This is a genomic window from Pseudomonas sp. ASL4, from assembly GCF_056680395.1.
In genome coordinates this window covers 6442304-6456896 of sequence record NZ_CM155280.1, presented here as the reverse complement: position 1 = coordinate 6456896, position 14593 = coordinate 6442304, and the positions used below count along the sequence as shown (strand labels likewise).

The window sequence follows — 14593 nt, the reverse complement described above, 5'->3', positions numbered from 1 at the left end:
GAACGCAGACGGGTTATTCAGTCTCTGAATGGGGCGTCACATCTTGACTCAGTCTCGGCGCAAGGCCAGCATTCAGGTATCGCCGATTTGGCGATAGCCTTCGCGGCATGTCTACTAAATACCGATTTCGCGATAAGTACCGCATTCAGTTGCGCGAGAAGGATCATCCACCGCCCCACGTTCACCTGACCGGTGGCGGGTTGGACGTGATGCTCAGCCTGGAAACCGTCGAAGTCATGGCAGGAAGGGCGCCGCCGTTGATTATCAGGGAAGCATTGGAATGGGTGGGAGCCCATCAGGTGCAATTGTTGGAGGACTGGAAACGATGTTACCCATGAAGCGCCCACGGCTGAACGCTGTCAGGGCTTTGCCGGATTATCGTCTGGCGCTGACGTTTATTGACGGTCAACAGCTGACACTGGATTTGAGTGCGGATTTGCACGCTTATCCGGGGTTGCAGCCGTTGCTTGCGGATCATGTCTTTGAAGGCGCATCCCTCGGCGATGATGGCTGGACGGTGGAGTGGCCCGAGCCGGATATTCAGATTGGTGCAGACTCTTTGTACCTTGATGCTCTTGCGCAAAACGCTACCGACGAAAACACCCGGATCTTCATCAACTGGCGCGCCCGCACCGGGTTGCCGTTGAATCAGGCCGCTGAAGCACTGGGCGTCAGTGCCCGCAGTATCAGCCGCTACAGCAGCGGACGCGAAGCGGTACCCAGGTCATTAGCCCTGGCCTGTCTGGGCTGGGATTCCTTGCAGCAATGTTCAGCATTGGAGGCGGCCGAGGAAACGGGTCGCTACACCGTCACGCGTAAACCCTAACCCTAACCCGCATCCGGCTTGGGCTGTTCATACCGGGCATTGAACGCCTGGATGAAACCATTGCGCAAAATCTGCAAAAACGCCTGGAACGCGCTGATATCTTGCTGGTGTACGTTGCCGCTGAGTTCGACCTTGGTCGCGAACTGGTTCTTGCGCTGGTTCTTCAGCACAGTTTCGGTGCCACCGACGATGGCTTCCCAGACCGAGCGAAAAAAGCTTTTGTTCTTGTTCTCGACATCTTGTTGCCAATTGAACACTTCGACGTCGCGCAGCAGTGGCTTGATGTAGCCCTTGAGCTGGCCCTTATTGGCTTCGGCTTCGATCACCACGTCGCCATGGCCGGCGTTGAAGTCGAATTTGCCGTAGGCCGAGGCGAAGTCGTTCATGCGTTTGAGCTCGATGTTCTTGACTCGCAGTCGAAATTCGAAGTCTTCGAAGTTGCTCAGCGGATCGAAGGTGGCGGTGGCTTCCAGCGGGGCCTGGCCCAACAGCAGCGCCTTGCCCTCGAAACGGGCGTCGCGCTTGCCTTTGGTGTCGACGACGTTGGTCAGGTTATAAATGCTGGCGTTGACCTGGGTGGCGTTCATGTTTACCGGCGGGGTAGAGCTAAAGTTTCGAAAACTGATTTTCCCGTCGTTGATCCGCACTTCGTTCAGGGTGATAGGCAGCAGTTTGCTCAGTTGAGCGCGCCAGTCCGTGCCGCGACCGGTCTGGGAGTTCTGTTTATTAGTGCCACCGTCGACGAAGTTCAGCTCGGGTTTGATGAACTGCACCTTGGCCACCACGGCATGGTCGTACCAGAGCGAATGCCAACTGACAGCGAGGTCGATCAGCGGTGCATTGACGAACGGCACCGGGACTTTGCCATCGACCTTGACGATCTTCAGTCCGTTGATTTTGTAGGCGCCGCGCCACAGGGCCAGGTCCACGTCAGTGATCTGGCCACGGTAGTCGCCCATGTCGGCCAGTTTGTCGTTGAGGTAATCGCGCACCATGTAGGGCAGGGCGATGTGCACGGCAATCAGCAGCACAACGAGGCCAGCGAGGGTCCACAGAGGCCAACTGTATCGACGCTTCATGGTGGCAATTCCTTGGCAGTATAAAGTCATTGACTGCTACCGCCAGCGGACGTTCGACCTGACTGGACGACCACGGGCAACAGGCATACCTTGGACGGCTTATCCAACGCTGCATAAGGACCCAGCCATGAGCCGTATTTTCGCTGACAACGCCCATTCCATCGGCAATACGCCGCTGGTGCAGATCAATCGCATCGCGCCGCGCGGCGTGACCATCCTGGCTAAGATCGAGGGGCGCAACCCCGGTTATTCGGTCAAATGCCGGATTGGCGCGAACATGATCTGGGACGCCGAAAGCACCGGCAAACTCAAGCCTGGCATGACCATTGTGGAGCCGACTTCCGGCAATACCGGCATCGGCCTGGCGTTTGTTGCTGCTGCCCGTGGTTACAAGTTGATGCTGACCATGCCAGCGTCCATGAGTATTGAACGCCGCAAGGTACTCAAGGCGCTCGGGGCCGAACTGGTGCTGACCGAGCCGGCCAAGGGCATGAAGGGCGCAATCGAAAAGGCTGCGGAAATTCTCGCCAGCGACCCGGCCAAGTACTTCATGCCATCGCAGTTCGATAACCCGGCCAACCCGGCCATCCACGAAAAAACCACCGGCCCGGAAATCTGGAACGATACCGACGGCGCGGTCGATGTGCTGGTGGCAGGCGTCGGAACGGGCGGAACCATTACCGGTATTTCGCGGTATATCAAGAATACCCAGGGCAAACCGATTATCTCGGTGGCGGTGGAGCCGGTTTCGTCGCCGGTGATTACCCAGGCGATGGCCGGCGAAGAGATCAAGCCGAGCCCGCACAAGATTCAGGGCATTGGCGCCGGTTTTGTGCCGAAGAACCTCGATTTGTCGATCGTCGATCGGGTCGAACTGGTCACCGACGATGAATCCAAGGCCATGGCCCTGCGCCTGATGCAGGAGGAAGGGATTTTGTGTGGCATCTCTTGCGGTGCAGCCATGGCGGTTGCGGTGCGTCTGGCCGAAACCCCGGAAATGCAGGGCAAGACCATCGTGGTGATCCTGCCTGACTCCGGCGAACGTTATCTGTCGAGCATGTTGTTCAGTGATCTGTTTACCGAGGCGGAGAACCAGCAGTAAGGATTGGGCCTATTGTGGCGAGGGAGCTTGCTCCCGCTGGGGCGCGTAGTGGCCCTTATCCCAAGAAGGGACTGCTGCGCAGTCCAGCGGGAGCAAGCTCCCTCGCCAAAAAGTGCACTCTGACTTCAAAGCGTCAAGGTTGACTCAGGTCAGCCGAGGTTCAGGAACCTTATGTTAATAAGTGCTTTGTTGCGCAATCCTTAACACTGAATGTTCAGTCAGGCGGGTTTTTCCCCGGGCCGGTAGTGGTTATCATGGCCGGCTGCCACGTCGGGTAAATGGCGTTGCGCACAGTTGCCTATTCTCAAGGAGTCGTTAATGACCTTTTCCTTTGCCGCGAAGGCGTTGCTGTTGCTGTTGTTCCTCGGCAGCACGCTGTATGTGCATTTGCGCGGCAAGGCGCGATTGCCGGTCCTGCGTCAGTTCGTCAACCACTCGGCGCTGTTTGCCCCGTATAACGCGTTGATGTACCTGTTCTCCGGCGTTCCGTCCAAACCCTACCTCGATCGCAGCAAGTTCCCGGAACTTGATGTGCTTCGCGATAACTGGGAAGTCATTCGCGACGAAGCGATGCACCTGTTCGACGAGGGCTACATTCGCGCCGCCGAAAAGAACAACGACGCTGGTTTCGGCTCGTTCTTCAAGAAGGGCTGGAAGCGTTTCTACCTCAAATGGTACGACAAGCCATTGCCATCGGCCGAAGCCCTGTGCCCGAAAACCGTGGCGCTGGTCAGCAGCATTCCCAATGTCAAAGGCGCAATGTTCGCCTTGTTGCCGGGCGGCAGCCACCTCAACCCGCACCGCGACCCGTTCGCCGGTTCCCTGCGTTATCACCTGGGGCTGTCGACACCGAACTCCGACGATTGCCGCATCTTCGTTGACGGTCAGGTCTATGCCTGGCGTGATGGCGAAGACGTGATGTTCGACGAGACCTACGTGCACTGGGTCAAGAACGAAACCGAAAAGACTCGGGTCATCCTGTTCTGCGACATCGAACGGCCGCTAAGCAACCGCATCATGACCCGCATCAACCGCTGGGTCAGTGGCCTGCTGGGCCGCGCCACCGCTCCTCAGAATCTTGATGACGAACGCGTTGGTGGGATCAACCGGGCTTACGCGTGGAGCAAGAACTCCAGTGACAAGTTCAGCGGGGTGGTCAAAAAATGGAAGCGTCGCCATCCGAAGGCTTATCGCGTACTGCGGCCGGTGCTGGCAGTGGTGGTGCTGACGTTGTTGGGGTATTGGTTGTTTGGGTGATACCAGACACAAAATGAAAAAACCGCTCATTGGAGCGGTTTTTTTTCGCCGGCGCTATGGGCGCCCGGCGAGCAGGCTAGGTTCGCCTTCGATGCCCTCAACGAGTATCTGCAAAAAACGACGTTGATTTGCTGATAGCTCCGCAGCGATTGGCTTGTTTTCTGTTTCGGATGACCGTTTCTTCGTGGGGGATTTTTTAATCACTTTTCGCATATTCCCTCCGGTTTTGATCATTAATTGAGCAGTTTTCACAATACTAGACTCTCCACGGCAATGACAAGACGGCCTTCAGAATCAAATGCAAAGCCGAGTCGTTTATAAATAGAAATCGCACCTTCCAGCGGCTCCTGAACCTCAATGTACTTGCTGCCTAGGATTTGGGCGTACCGGTCAATCGCCATCATTGCCAATGTCGCAATACGGCCCTTTAAGGGAAGGGCTTCCCTCTGTCGCCCTTCCAATCTCACGATACGGATTCGTTGCCGACTGTTGTTCGGATTCGCGAAGAAAAGTCCGCAGAGTTCATCGTCGAACCAGATGGCAATATCCAGAGACAAAGGCTCCTTCGCTTTCCATCCTATGACCTCATCCCATGAAAAGTTTGGATATTCCCAACGCTCGCAAGCATTCAGTGCCTGTGCATTGATGGCTTCGAACCGCACCTGTGATAGATCAATGCTCGTTGGGCCTGCCAGTTCCAGTTCATGTTGCAACTGGGCAGCGCTGGTAGCAGCAAGATTTCTGGCCCTCGACTTATACAACTGATACCGAATGTGCGTCCGTTCCCTTGGCATGTGATCTCGTGCATTCCCTATCTCCCATCGATGGGCTTTTCTGTCCCTCTGAAGGGTAGGGTGCTCAATCAGGCCTGTCGTTACTGGCCCTTTCTCCAAGTCATTGCAATCTGTGTCGCGGGCTGGTTATAGTCGGTGCTCGCCTGCTCTCCCGAGCACGGCCTTCATAAAAGATCAGCCCATGCCTGCTTCCCTCATCAACGCGGTAGTCGATTCAGCGGTCAACGCTGGTGTCGTGCCGTGCGGGATTCAGCAGCCTGCGCAGATCAGCCATTACCCCCCTCCTGTCAGTAGCACGCCGGTGTGCGCAGTCGTATCACCGCCAGGCGTTGGCATTTCGGGCTGATCAGCTTTTCCTGCTGTTCCATGCCCGTCTGAAAAGTGTCCGTCTGAAAAAACTACTGAACTTCAGCTTCGGCTGAGTTGGCTTTTTATTTGCCTGATGACAGGTGGTATTTCATGTTTGTCCTTTCGAAAAAATCCGCGCTCGCGGCGGCGTCCACGAGCCTGTTCGTTCTGCTGTGGAGCAGCGGGGCGATCTTCTCCAAATGGGGCCTGGCCCACGCCTCACCCTTTGCCTTCCTGCTGATCCGCTTCACCATCGCCCTGTGCGGGTTGCTGCTGCTGGCACCGTTGCTCAAGCTGAAACTGCCCAAGGGCGGCAAGCCGATGTTGTACGCGATGGCCACCGGCGTGGTGTTGCTGGGGGCTTATCAGATTTTCTATCTGCTGGCCTTGGACCTTAAAGTCACACCCGGCGTGATGGCGACGATCATGGGCGTGCAGCCGATCCTGACCGTGGTGATCATGGAACGTCAGCGCTCAATCAGTCGGATGTTCGGTCTGGCGCTGGGTTTGGCCGGGTTGATCATGGTGGTTTATCAAGGCATCGGTCTGGCCGGGATGTCGTTGGCCGGGATGCTCTTTGGATTGCTGGCGCTGGCGAGCATGACCTTCGGCTCGATCATGCAAAAACGTATCACTGAAAACCCGCTCGGCACGCTGCCGGTGCAGTACCTGGCCGGGCTGTTGCTGTGCGGGATTTTCGTGCCGTTCCAGCCGTTCCACTTCGAACACAGCGCAGGGTTTGTCGTGCCGGTGTTGTGGATGGGATTGGTGGTGTCGGTGCTGGCGACGTTGCTGCTGTATCGGCTGATTGCGCGGGGCAATCTGGTGAATGTCACCAGCCTGTTTTACCTGGTGCCGGCAGTGACGGCGGTGATGGATTACCTGATTTTTGGTAATCGGCTGGCAATGTTGAGCGTGCTGGGGATGTTGCTGATCATTGTCGGATTGGTGTTTGTGTTCCGGCAGTCTCGCTGATTGTGGCGAGGGGGCTTGTCGGAATGCCGCACCACCCCGTTGGGTTGAGAAGCGGCCCCAGAACCTGCTGCCGTGTTTATTCAGGTGCACCGCATCTGCCGATTGGCGACTGCTTCGCAGCCGAACGGGGGTAAACCCCCTCGCCACAGGGATTTTGTATGGGCGGGAATTAGTGGTCCTACAGCGGGGTGGGCGATCCTGCAGCGGCGCACAACTTTCCAAGACGTTTCCTACGACGTACCCTGTTGCCGCGTTTCGGTATCGACCCCTATAGTTTGGGCTCGCGGAAAACACCGCGAACTGACCTTGGCCGGTCGATCACACCAAACGCACCAGCGTCATTGTTCAGACATTTTCATGTCTGGATGTCGTGTGATGGCAGCTGTGCGCGGGACACCTTCGGGTGTGCCGGGGTTGGGTGTGCCGGTCGGCCAACCCGCACACAGCTGCCACCTTTTTCGCTTGGCCGCGAACGGTGGTAGCTCTATTTGGAGTTACACCCATGCACGACCAAATCATGCCGCGCTACCTTCCCATCGACACCTACGACGCCGACAACCCAGTGCTCTACATCAACACCCACCGAGAACTCAGCGAAATGGCCGCCTGCGCCATGCACCGCTTCACCGTGGTCCGCGATCTGACCGACACCTTGTCCAGCCTCAACCTCACCGGTATTTCCGACTGCGACCTGACCGCGTCACCCGGGCGGTGCACCTGCTGACGCGCGAAGGTTGCGCCATTCTCAATGTGATCCAGGCGCGGGCGTTGCAGCGCGAAGAAGGGTTTAAAGCGGCGGTGTAGCGGCTGACGCCTTCGCGAGCAGGCTCGCTCCCACAGTGATTGTGTGAACACCCGAGATCAAACTGTGGGAGCGGGCTTGCTCGCGAAGAGGCCGTGTCAGTCGACATTAATGCTGCATGACACACCGCTTTCGCGAGCAAGCCCGCTCCCACAGGATATTCATCTGGCTCAGGATTGATTACCGCTCCGCCAATTCCACAACCTTCACCACCGCCGGTTTCAACACCAGCCACAACGCCGCGGCAATCAACACCCCGCCATAGATGTGCGCCATCGACAACGGCTCATCCAGCAACAGCGCGCCCCACAGCACGCCGAACGGCGGGATCATGAAGGTTACTGTCATCGACTTCACCGGCCCGATCGAACTCAGCAACCGGAAGTACACGATGTACGCAAACGCGGTACACACCAGCCCCAACCCCAGCAGCGACAGCCAGACATTCCAGCCGCCCCAGCTCGCCGGTGGATTGCTGATCACGCTGTAGCCGAACAACGGCAACAGGAACAACGTGGCACCCAGCATGCTGCCCAGCGCGGACAAACGACTGTCGAGACCGCCGGCCTGATCGAGCCAGCGGCGGGCGAGGAACCCGGCGAAGCCGTAGCAGGTCGTCGCCAGCAAGCAGGCGAGGGCGCCCATCAGCAGTTGCATATCGAACGCCACCGGGCCGGCACGGGTCAGGACGCCAACACCAAACAGCCCGAGGAACACTCCGCCAAGCTTGGCCGCAGTCAGTTTTTCATGGAAGAACAACCCGCCGATCAGCACGCCCATCAACGGCGTAGTGGCGTTGAAGATTGCCGAGTAGCCGGCCGGCAGCACTTGCGCGGCCACGGAATACAGGGTCGCCGGAATCCCGGAGTTGATCACCCCGAGCAGCATCACCGTCTTGAGTTTGCCTTTGAAATCCCAGCTGATGCGCATCAGCCCGAGGATCACCAGCAAACCGGCCGCTGCAATCGACACCCGGAAAAACGCCGTGGGAATAGTGCCAATCACCGGGGCGATGATGCGCATGAACAGGAAGCTCGCGCCCCAGATTGCCGCCAGCGACAGTAAACGAACAATATCGACAGGGCTCACGGTGCACTCCTTCCTTTATGGGGACGGAAGTGTTGCCGAGAGCCCTGACGATGGCAACCGTAAATCGGGCATTTAATTGATGAGGCGAGTGAGATTGGCGGTGTGCAGGAGAATCGGTCAAGCGGCGCCGACGTGACCGGCTGGACTGTTTACTGACCTGATGGTCGATTAAAAAACTGTCGCAAAGGCCCGCTCGACTATCGACATCAATGGCAAAAATTACGCTTCTCCTGCACCGGGTTCACTGGCTAAGCTCAGGCTTCCAGAATTCCGCAGAGGTCTCACCATGCCGCAGCATTGGCCAGCCGCCGATATCGCTCGAATGATCCTCGATGGCTTTGACGACTACCGCGAGCATTTTCGCCAGATCACTGACGGCGCCCGGGCCCGCTTCGAGCAGGCCCAGTGGCAGGAGACGCAATCGGCGTCGGCGGCGCGGATCAATCTGTACGAAGATAAAGTCGGCGAGACGGTGGAGCGCCTGCGGGCGTCCTTCGAGACCGACACGTTGATGGACGTCAGCAGTTGGCCGCTGGTCAAAAGCGCCTACATCACGCTGATCGACCTGCGGTTCGACGATGAACTGTCCGAGACCTGGTACAACTCGATCTTCTGCGGGCTGTTCAGCCACGACCTCATTAGCGACGGCTGCATGTTCATCCACACCACCCGGCCGAGCCTGCGCCGGGCCAGGGCTGCGCAAACCCGCACCTACAAGCCTCAGGGGCACTTGTCGGAAATGTTGGCGAGCATCTTTGCCGACTACCGTTTCAGCGAGGATTACGCCGACCTGGCCGGCGACCTGCGCCGGCTCGAAGCGCAACTGCGCGAGAACCTGCCGGACTGGGTCTGCAAAGACCCGGAACTGTCCGTCGAACTGTTCTCCTCGGTGCTTTACCGCAACAAGGGCGCGTACCTGGTGGGGCGCATCTACACCCAGGACGAACAATGGCCGCTGGTGATTCCATTGCTGCACCGCGAAGGTCGCGGCATTCAGATCGATGCGCTGATCACCGATGAAGCGGACGTGTCGATCATCTTCTCGTTCACCCGCTCGTACTTTATGGTCGATGTGCCGGTGCCGGCGGAGTTCATCGGTTTCCTCAAACGCATCCTGCCGGGCAAGCACATCGCCGAGCTGTACACCTCGATCGGCTTCTACAAGCACGGCAAGTCCGAGTTCTACCGGGCGCTGATCAATCACCTGGCCAACACCGACGACCAGTTCATCATGGCCCCCGGTGTGCGCGGCATGGTCATGAGCGTGTTCACCCTGCCGGGTTTCAATACCGTATTCAAAATCATCAAAGACCGTTTCTCGCCGTCGAAAAACGTCGACCGGGCCACGGTGATCGAGAAGTACCGGCTGGTGAAAAGCGTCGACCGTGTCGGGCGCATGGCCGATACCCAGGAATTCGCCGACTTCCGTTTTCCGCTGAGCAAGTTCGAGCCGGCGTGCCTTGAAGAACTGCTCGATGTGGCGCCGTCCACGGTGTCGGTCGAAGACGATACCGTGCTGATTCGCCACTGCTGGACCGAACGGCGGATGACGCCGCTGAACCTCTACCTGGAAAACGCCAACGAGGCGCAGGTCCGCGAAGCGCTGGAAGATTACGGCCTGGCGATCAAGCAACTGGCGGCGGCGAACATCTTCCCTGGCGACATGCTGCTGAAGAACTTCGGCGTCACCCGGCACGGACGCGTGGTGTTTTATGACTACGACGAGATTTGCTTCCTGACTGAAGCCAACTTCCGCCACATCCCGCAACCGCGCACACCGGAAGATGAAATGGCCTCCGAGCCGTGGTATTCGATCGGGCCGCTGGATGTGTTTCCCGAGGAGTTTCCACCGTTTTTGTTTGCCGATTCGGGGCAGCGGCGGTTGTTTGATCAGTTGCATGGCGAGTTGTACAACGCCGATTACTGGAAGAGCCTGCAAGAGGCGATTCGGGCAGGCAAAGTGATCGACGTTTTCCCGTATCGGCGCAAAGGCTTCGATAACGAATAACTCACTCAAGCGAACACCCTGTGGCGAGGGGGCTTGCCCCCGTTCGGCTGCGAAGCAGTCGTAATCAGGTCATCGCGATATATCTGAAACGCTGCGGTGGATGGTTTTAGGGTCGCTTCGCAACCCAACGGGGACAAGCCCCCTCGCCACAAAAGCGCTTCACAGTCGTGTTCAGTGCTCCAAATCTGCGACAATCGCCCCCCTTGCGCCACTAGACGACTTATTGCGTACCTGATGACTGACGAATCGCCTTCCATCGACAAACTGCTGAAAAACCTCGATCACGCCATGCTCGCCGACCGCCACCGGCTGCGGCGGCAGTTGCTTGAGCTGCGCAAGAAACCTGACGAAGCCAAGTTGGCCCAGTGGGTGACGCGCATGCAGGCGTCCTGTGATCAGGTGTTGGCGCGGCGCGCCAGCCTGCCGGTGATTCGTTATGACGACAGCCTGCCGATCGCCGCCAAGCGCGACGAAATCAAGGCAGCGCTGCTCAAGCATCAGGTGCTGATCATTGCCGGCGAAACCGGTTCGGGTAAAACCACCCAGTTGCCGAAAATTTGCCTGGAAATCGGTCGCGGCCAACATGGCCTGATCGGCCACACCCAGCCACGTCGAATTGCTGCGCGCAGTGTGGCGAGCCGGGTGGCTGAAGAGTTGTCGACGCCGTTGGGCGCGCTGGTCGGTTATCAGGTGCGGTTCGAGGACCAGAGCGATTCCAACACCCTGATCAAACTGATGACCGACGGCATCCTGCTGGCGGAAACCCAGAACGACCGCTACCTCGAACGCTACGACACGATCATCGTCGACGAAGCCCACGAACGCAGCCTGAACATCGACTTCCTGCTCGGCTACCTGAAAACCCTGCTGCCGCGTCGCCCGGACCTGAAAGTCATCATCACCTCGGCGACCATCGACCTGGAGCGCTTCTCCAAGCATTTCGATGACGCGCCAATCGTTGAAGTCTCGGGCCGGACCTTCCCGGTGGAAACCTGGTATCGCCCGCTGACCCTTGAGCAGGACGAGGAGGGCAACCGCGTAGAAGACGACTTGACGGTGGACCAGGCGATCCTCGCCACCCTCGACGAAATTGCCGCGTTCGAACGCAGCGAAGGCAAGAGCCCAGGCGACGTGCTGGTGTTCCTGCCCGGCGAGCGCGAGATTCGCGACGCGGCGGACATGCTGCGCAAGGCTCAGCTCAAGCACACCGAAATCCTGCCGCTCTACGCACGTTTGTCGCCGGCCGAGCAGCAGCGGATTTTCCAGTCGCACCCAGGGCGCCGGGTGGTCCTGGCGACCAACGTTGCGGAAACCTCGCTGACCGTGCCGGGCATTCGTTACGTGATCGACAGCGGCACCGCGCGCATCAGCCGTTACAGCTACCGCGCCAAGGTCCAGCGCCTGCCCATCGAAGCGATTTCCCAAGCCAGTGCCAACCAGCGTAAAGGTCGTTGCGGGCGAGTCGAGCCGGGCATTTGCATTCGCCTTTTCAGCGAAGAAGATTTCATTGGCCGCCCGGAATTTACCGATCCGGAGATTCTGCGGACCAACCTCGCGGCGGTCATATTGCAGATGTTGCATCTGCGCCTCGGCGAGATCACCGACTTCCCGTTTATCGAGCCGCCGGATGGCAAGGCCATCAGCGACGGTTTCAACCTGCTGCAAGAGTTGTCGGCAGTCGACCGCAACAGTCAGTTGACCCCGCTTGGGCGCAATCTGGCGCGCTTGCCGGTGGACCCACGCATGGGCCGCATGCTGCTGGAAGCGGCCAGGCTCGGCAGCTTGCAGGAAGTGCTGATCGTCGCCAGTGCGATGTCGATTCAAGACCCGCGCGAACGTCCGCCGGAACGTCAGCAAGCCGCTGACCAGGCGCACGCGCAATGGAAAGACGTGGACTCGGACTTCGCCGGGCTGGTCAATTTGTGGCGTGGTTTTGAAGAGCAGCGCCAGGCGCTGACGGCGAGTCCGCTGCGCAACTGGTGCCGCAGGAATTTCCTGAATTACCTGCGCCTGCGCGAATGGCGCGACTCGCACCGTCAGTTGAGCCTGATCTGCCGCGACATGCAGTTGACCATCAACAAAGAGCCGGCCGATTACCCGAAACTGCACAAAGCCGTGCTGTCCGGGTTGCTCAGCCAGATCGGCCAGAAAACCGAAGACGGTGATTACCTCGGCGCCCGTCAGCGGCGCTTCTGGATTCACCCCTCGTCAGGTCTGGGCAAGAAGCGTCCGCAATGGCTGATGGCCGCCGAACTGGTGGAAACCACCAAGCTTTATGCGCGGATGGTTGCCAAGATCGACGCCGACTGGATCGAGCCGCTGGCCGGGCACCTGATCAAGAAAAACCACTTCGAACCGCATTGGGAGAAGAAGCGCGGCCAGGTCGTGGCGTTTGAGCAGATCACCTTGTTCGGGCTGATCATCGTCGGGCGCCGGCCGGTGCATTACGGGCCGATTGATCCCGTCGTGTCTCGCGAGTTTTTCATTCGTGAAGGCTTGGTGCGCGGTGAGATTCAGTCCAAGGCCAAGTGCCTGACAGCGAATGCGCAGTTGCTGGAACAGCTCGACGAACTGGAGGCCAAGGCCCGTCGTCGCGACATCCTGGCCGATGAAGAAACCCTGTTCGCCTTCTACGACGCGCGACTGCCGGCGGAGATTCACCAGACCGCGACCTTCGACAGTTGGTACAAGGTCAACAGCCAAAAAGACCCGCAACTGCTGATCATGCGCGAAGAAGACGTGCTGGCCCGCGAGGCCAGTGAAGTCACCGCCTTGCATTATCCGGACACCTTGCACATCGGTGATCTGGAGTTGGCGCTGAGCTACCACTTCGAACCGAATCACCCGCGCGACGGCGTGACCCTGCGCGTTCCGGCGCCGCTGTTGCCGATGCTGCCGCCGGAACGCCTGGAATGGCTGGTGCCGGGCGTGATCGAGGCCAAGTGCATCGCGTTGGTCCGCAACCTGCCCAAAGCCCTGCGCAAGAACTTTGTGCCAGTGCCGGACTTCGTCAAAGCCGCGTTGCAGCGCATGACCTTCGCCGAGGGCTCGCTGCCTCAGGCGCTGGGCCGCGAACTGCTGCGCATGACGGGGGCGCGGGTCAGCGATGAAGCCTGGGCGGAAGCTTCGCAACAGGTCGACAGCCACCTGCGGATGAACCTGGAAATCGTCGATGGCCAAGGCAAGTTCCTTGGCGAGGGGCGTGATCTGGCCGAGTTGACCGCACGCTTCGCTGAAGCGAGCCAGGCTGCATTGGCCGTTCCGCAAACCGCGAAAAACCAGCAACCGGTGGAGCCGAAAGTCTTTGCGGCCGTCGCCGAGAAAACCCAGCAGAAGATCGCCGGGCTGTCGATGACGGTGTATCCGGCGCTGGTGGAGGAGGCGGGCACGGTCAAGGAAGGACGTTTCTCGACCCCGGCCGAAGCCGAGTTCCAGCATCGCCGCGCGTTGCAGCGCTTGCTGATGCAGCAACTGGCCGAGCCGGCGAAGTTCCTGCGCGGCAAGTTGCCGGGGTTGACTGAGCTGGGGCTGATGTACCGGGAGCTGGGGCGCATCGATGCCTTGGTGGAGGACATCCTGTTGGCCAGCCTCGACAGCTGCATTCTCGACGGCGAAGATCCGTTGCCCCGCGATGGCGCCGGTTTGGCGTCGTTGGCCGAGCGCAAGCGCGGTGGCTGGACTGAGCACGCCGAACGTCTGGCGAAGCTGACGCTGGAGATTCTCAAGCTCTGGCACGGGCTGCAAAAACGCTTCAAGGGCAAGATCGATCTGGCGCAGGCCGTAGCCCTGAATGACATCAAGCAGCAGCTCAGTCATCTGGTGTATCCAGGTTTTGTCCGGGAAACCCCGATGCAGTGGCTCAAGGAACTGCCGCGTTATTTGAAAGCGGTCGAGCAGCGCTTCGAGAAAATCGGCGCGCAAGTGCAGCGGGATCGGGTCTGGAGCGGCGAATTGTCCGGCCTGTGGACGCAGTATCAGACTCGCGCCAACAAACACGCCCAGGAAGGCAAGCGCGATCCGCAGCTGGAGTTGTATCGTTGGTGGCTGGAGGAATACAGGGTTTCCCTGTTCGCCCAGCAATTGGGAACCAAGGTGCCGATTTCGGATAAGCGTCTGAACAAACAGTGGACGCAAGTAGAGCCATAAACTCCTGCGGGAGCCGGCTTTTGTGGCGAGGGGTTTACCCCCGTTGGGTGGCGAAGCCGCCCCAAAACCTGCAACCGCGGTGCATCAGTTGCACCGAGTGCGCCGGTTTTACGACTGCTTCGCAGCCGGACGGGGGTAAACCCCCTCGCCACATAAGCCCTGACAGC

The 14593-nt window shown here is 59.1% G+C and carries 11 protein-coding genes and 1 pseudogene; 9 read left to right on the top strand and 3 right to left on the bottom strand.

Annotated features, from left to right (window positions below; translation table 11 throughout):
* Window positions 1-107: 107 nt before the first annotated feature.
* Complete coding sequence (locus tag AC1MEW_RS29600) at window positions 108-338, top strand: DUF4160 domain-containing protein (protein ID WP_133839255.1); 231 nt, start codon at window positions 108-110, stop codon at window positions 336-338.
* Entirely contained in the window at window positions 326-826 is a 501-nt protein-coding gene (locus tag AC1MEW_RS29595) for a DUF2442 domain-containing protein (protein WP_201201555.1), read from the top strand. Before AC1MEW_RS29600 ends, AC1MEW_RS29595 begins: the two co-directional genes overlap by 13 nt.
* Window positions 827-828: 2 nt before the next feature.
* Here AC1MEW_RS29595 and AC1MEW_RS29590 read toward each other — a convergent pair whose 3' ends face one another.
* Entirely contained in the window at window positions 829-1905 is a 1077-nt protein-coding gene (locus tag AC1MEW_RS29590; protein WP_201201557.1) for a DUF748 domain-containing protein, read from the bottom strand.
* A gap of 127 nt (window positions 1906-2032) precedes the next feature.
* Here AC1MEW_RS29590 and cysK point away from each other — a divergent pair, with 127 nt between their 5' ends.
* Both cysK and AC1MEW_RS29580 read left to right on the top strand, forming a co-directional pair.
* Window positions 2033-3007: a cysteine synthase A gene (gene cysK / locus AC1MEW_RS29585; protein WP_201201558.1), complete on the top strand. Its 975-nt coding sequence runs from the start codon at window positions 2033-2035 to the stop codon at window positions 3005-3007.
* 318 nt (window positions 3008-3325) lie between these two features.
* Window positions 3326-4264, top strand: coding sequence for an aspartyl/asparaginyl beta-hydroxylase domain-containing protein (locus AC1MEW_RS29580; RefSeq protein ID WP_201255738.1), 939 nt, complete (start codon window positions 3326-3328; stop codon window positions 4262-4264).
* A gap of 248 nt (window positions 4265-4512) precedes the next feature.
* Here AC1MEW_RS29580 and AC1MEW_RS29575 read toward each other — a convergent pair whose 3' ends face one another.
* Complete coding sequence (locus tag AC1MEW_RS29575; RefSeq protein WP_480424562.1) at window positions 4513-5058, bottom strand: hypothetical protein; 546 nt, start codon at window positions 5056-5058, stop codon at window positions 4513-4515.
* A gap of 181 nt (window positions 5059-5239) precedes the next feature.
* On the opposite strand from AC1MEW_RS29575, the gene AC1MEW_RS29570 reads away from it, so the two are divergent.
* The 3 genes and pseudogenes from AC1MEW_RS29570 (at window position 5240) to AC1MEW_RS29560 (ending at window position 7185) form a co-directional block, all read left to right on the top strand.
* Window positions 5240-5404 carry a hypothetical protein gene (locus AC1MEW_RS29570; protein ID WP_201201562.1) on the top strand — a complete coding sequence of 55 codons (165 nt, stop codon included), beginning with the start codon at window positions 5240-5242 and terminating at the stop codon, window positions 5402-5404.
* A gap of 113 nt (window positions 5405-5517) precedes the next feature.
* Window positions 5518-6381 (top strand): DMT family transporter, encoded by an 864-nt coding sequence (locus tag AC1MEW_RS29565; protein WP_480424561.1) that lies wholly within the window; start codon window positions 5518-5520, stop codon window positions 6379-6381.
* A 502-nt stretch (window positions 6382-6883) separates the two neighbouring features.
* A pseudogene (locus AC1MEW_RS29560) lies at window positions 6884-7185 on the top strand (hypothetical protein).
* A gap of 178 nt (window positions 7186-7363) precedes the next feature.
* Here the strand turns inward: AC1MEW_RS29560 and AC1MEW_RS29555 are convergent.
* On the bottom strand, window positions 7364-8272 hold the full coding sequence (locus tag AC1MEW_RS29555) for a DMT family transporter (RefSeq protein WP_201255735.1): 909 nt from the start codon (window positions 8270-8272) through the stop codon (window positions 7364-7366).
* Window positions 8273-8558: 286 nt separating this feature from the next.
* On the opposite strand from AC1MEW_RS29555, the gene aceK reads away from it, so the two are divergent.
* Together aceK and hrpA are read left to right on the top strand one after the other, a co-directional pair.
* Window positions 8559-10280, top strand: coding sequence for a bifunctional isocitrate dehydrogenase kinase/phosphatase (gene aceK, locus AC1MEW_RS29550; RefSeq protein ID WP_201201567.1), 1722 nt, complete (start codon window positions 8559-8561; stop codon window positions 10278-10280).
* 234 nt (window positions 10281-10514) lie between these two features.
* Window positions 10515-14426 (top strand): ATP-dependent RNA helicase HrpA, encoded by a 3912-nt coding sequence (gene hrpA / locus AC1MEW_RS29545; RefSeq protein ID WP_480424560.1) that lies wholly within the window; start codon window positions 10515-10517, stop codon window positions 14424-14426.
* Window positions 14427-14593 lie beyond the last annotated feature (167 nt).

What these genes read in the sequence shown, in the direction of transcription:
- AC1MEW_RS29575 (WP_480424562.1), bottom strand. Translation starts at nt 5,058, where the DNA reads ATGCCAAGGGAACGGACGCACATTCGGTATCAGTTGTATAAGTCGAGG.
- hrpA (WP_480424560.1), top strand. Translation starts at nt 10,515, where the DNA reads ATGACTGACGAATCGCCTTCCATCGACAAACTGCTGAAAAACCTCGAT.
- cysK (WP_201201558.1), top strand. Translation starts at nt 2,033, where the DNA reads ATGAGCCGTATTTTCGCTGACAACGCCCATTCCATCGGCAATACGCCG.
- AC1MEW_RS29580 (WP_201255738.1), top strand. Translation starts at nt 3,326, where the DNA reads ATGACCTTTTCCTTTGCCGCGAAGGCGTTGCTGTTGCTGTTGTTCCTC.
- AC1MEW_RS29565 (WP_480424561.1), top strand. Translation starts at nt 5,518, where the DNA reads ATGTTTGTCCTTTCGAAAAAATCCGCGCTCGCGGCGGCGTCCACGAGC.
- AC1MEW_RS29570 (WP_201201562.1), top strand. Translation starts at nt 5,240, where the DNA reads ATGCCTGCTTCCCTCATCAACGCGGTAGTCGATTCAGCGGTCAACGCT.
- AC1MEW_RS29600 (WP_133839255.1), top strand. Translation starts at nt 108, where the DNA reads ATGTCTACTAAATACCGATTTCGCGATAAGTACCGCATTCAGTTGCGC.
- AC1MEW_RS29595 (WP_201201555.1), top strand. Translation starts at nt 326, where the DNA reads ATGTTACCCATGAAGCGCCCACGGCTGAACGCTGTCAGGGCTTTGCCG.
- aceK (WP_201201567.1), top strand. Translation starts at nt 8,559, where the DNA reads ATGCCGCAGCATTGGCCAGCCGCCGATATCGCTCGAATGATCCTCGAT.
- AC1MEW_RS29590 (WP_201201557.1), bottom strand. Translation starts at nt 1,905, where the DNA reads ATGAAGCGTCGATACAGTTGGCCTCTGTGGACCCTCGCTGGCCTCGTT.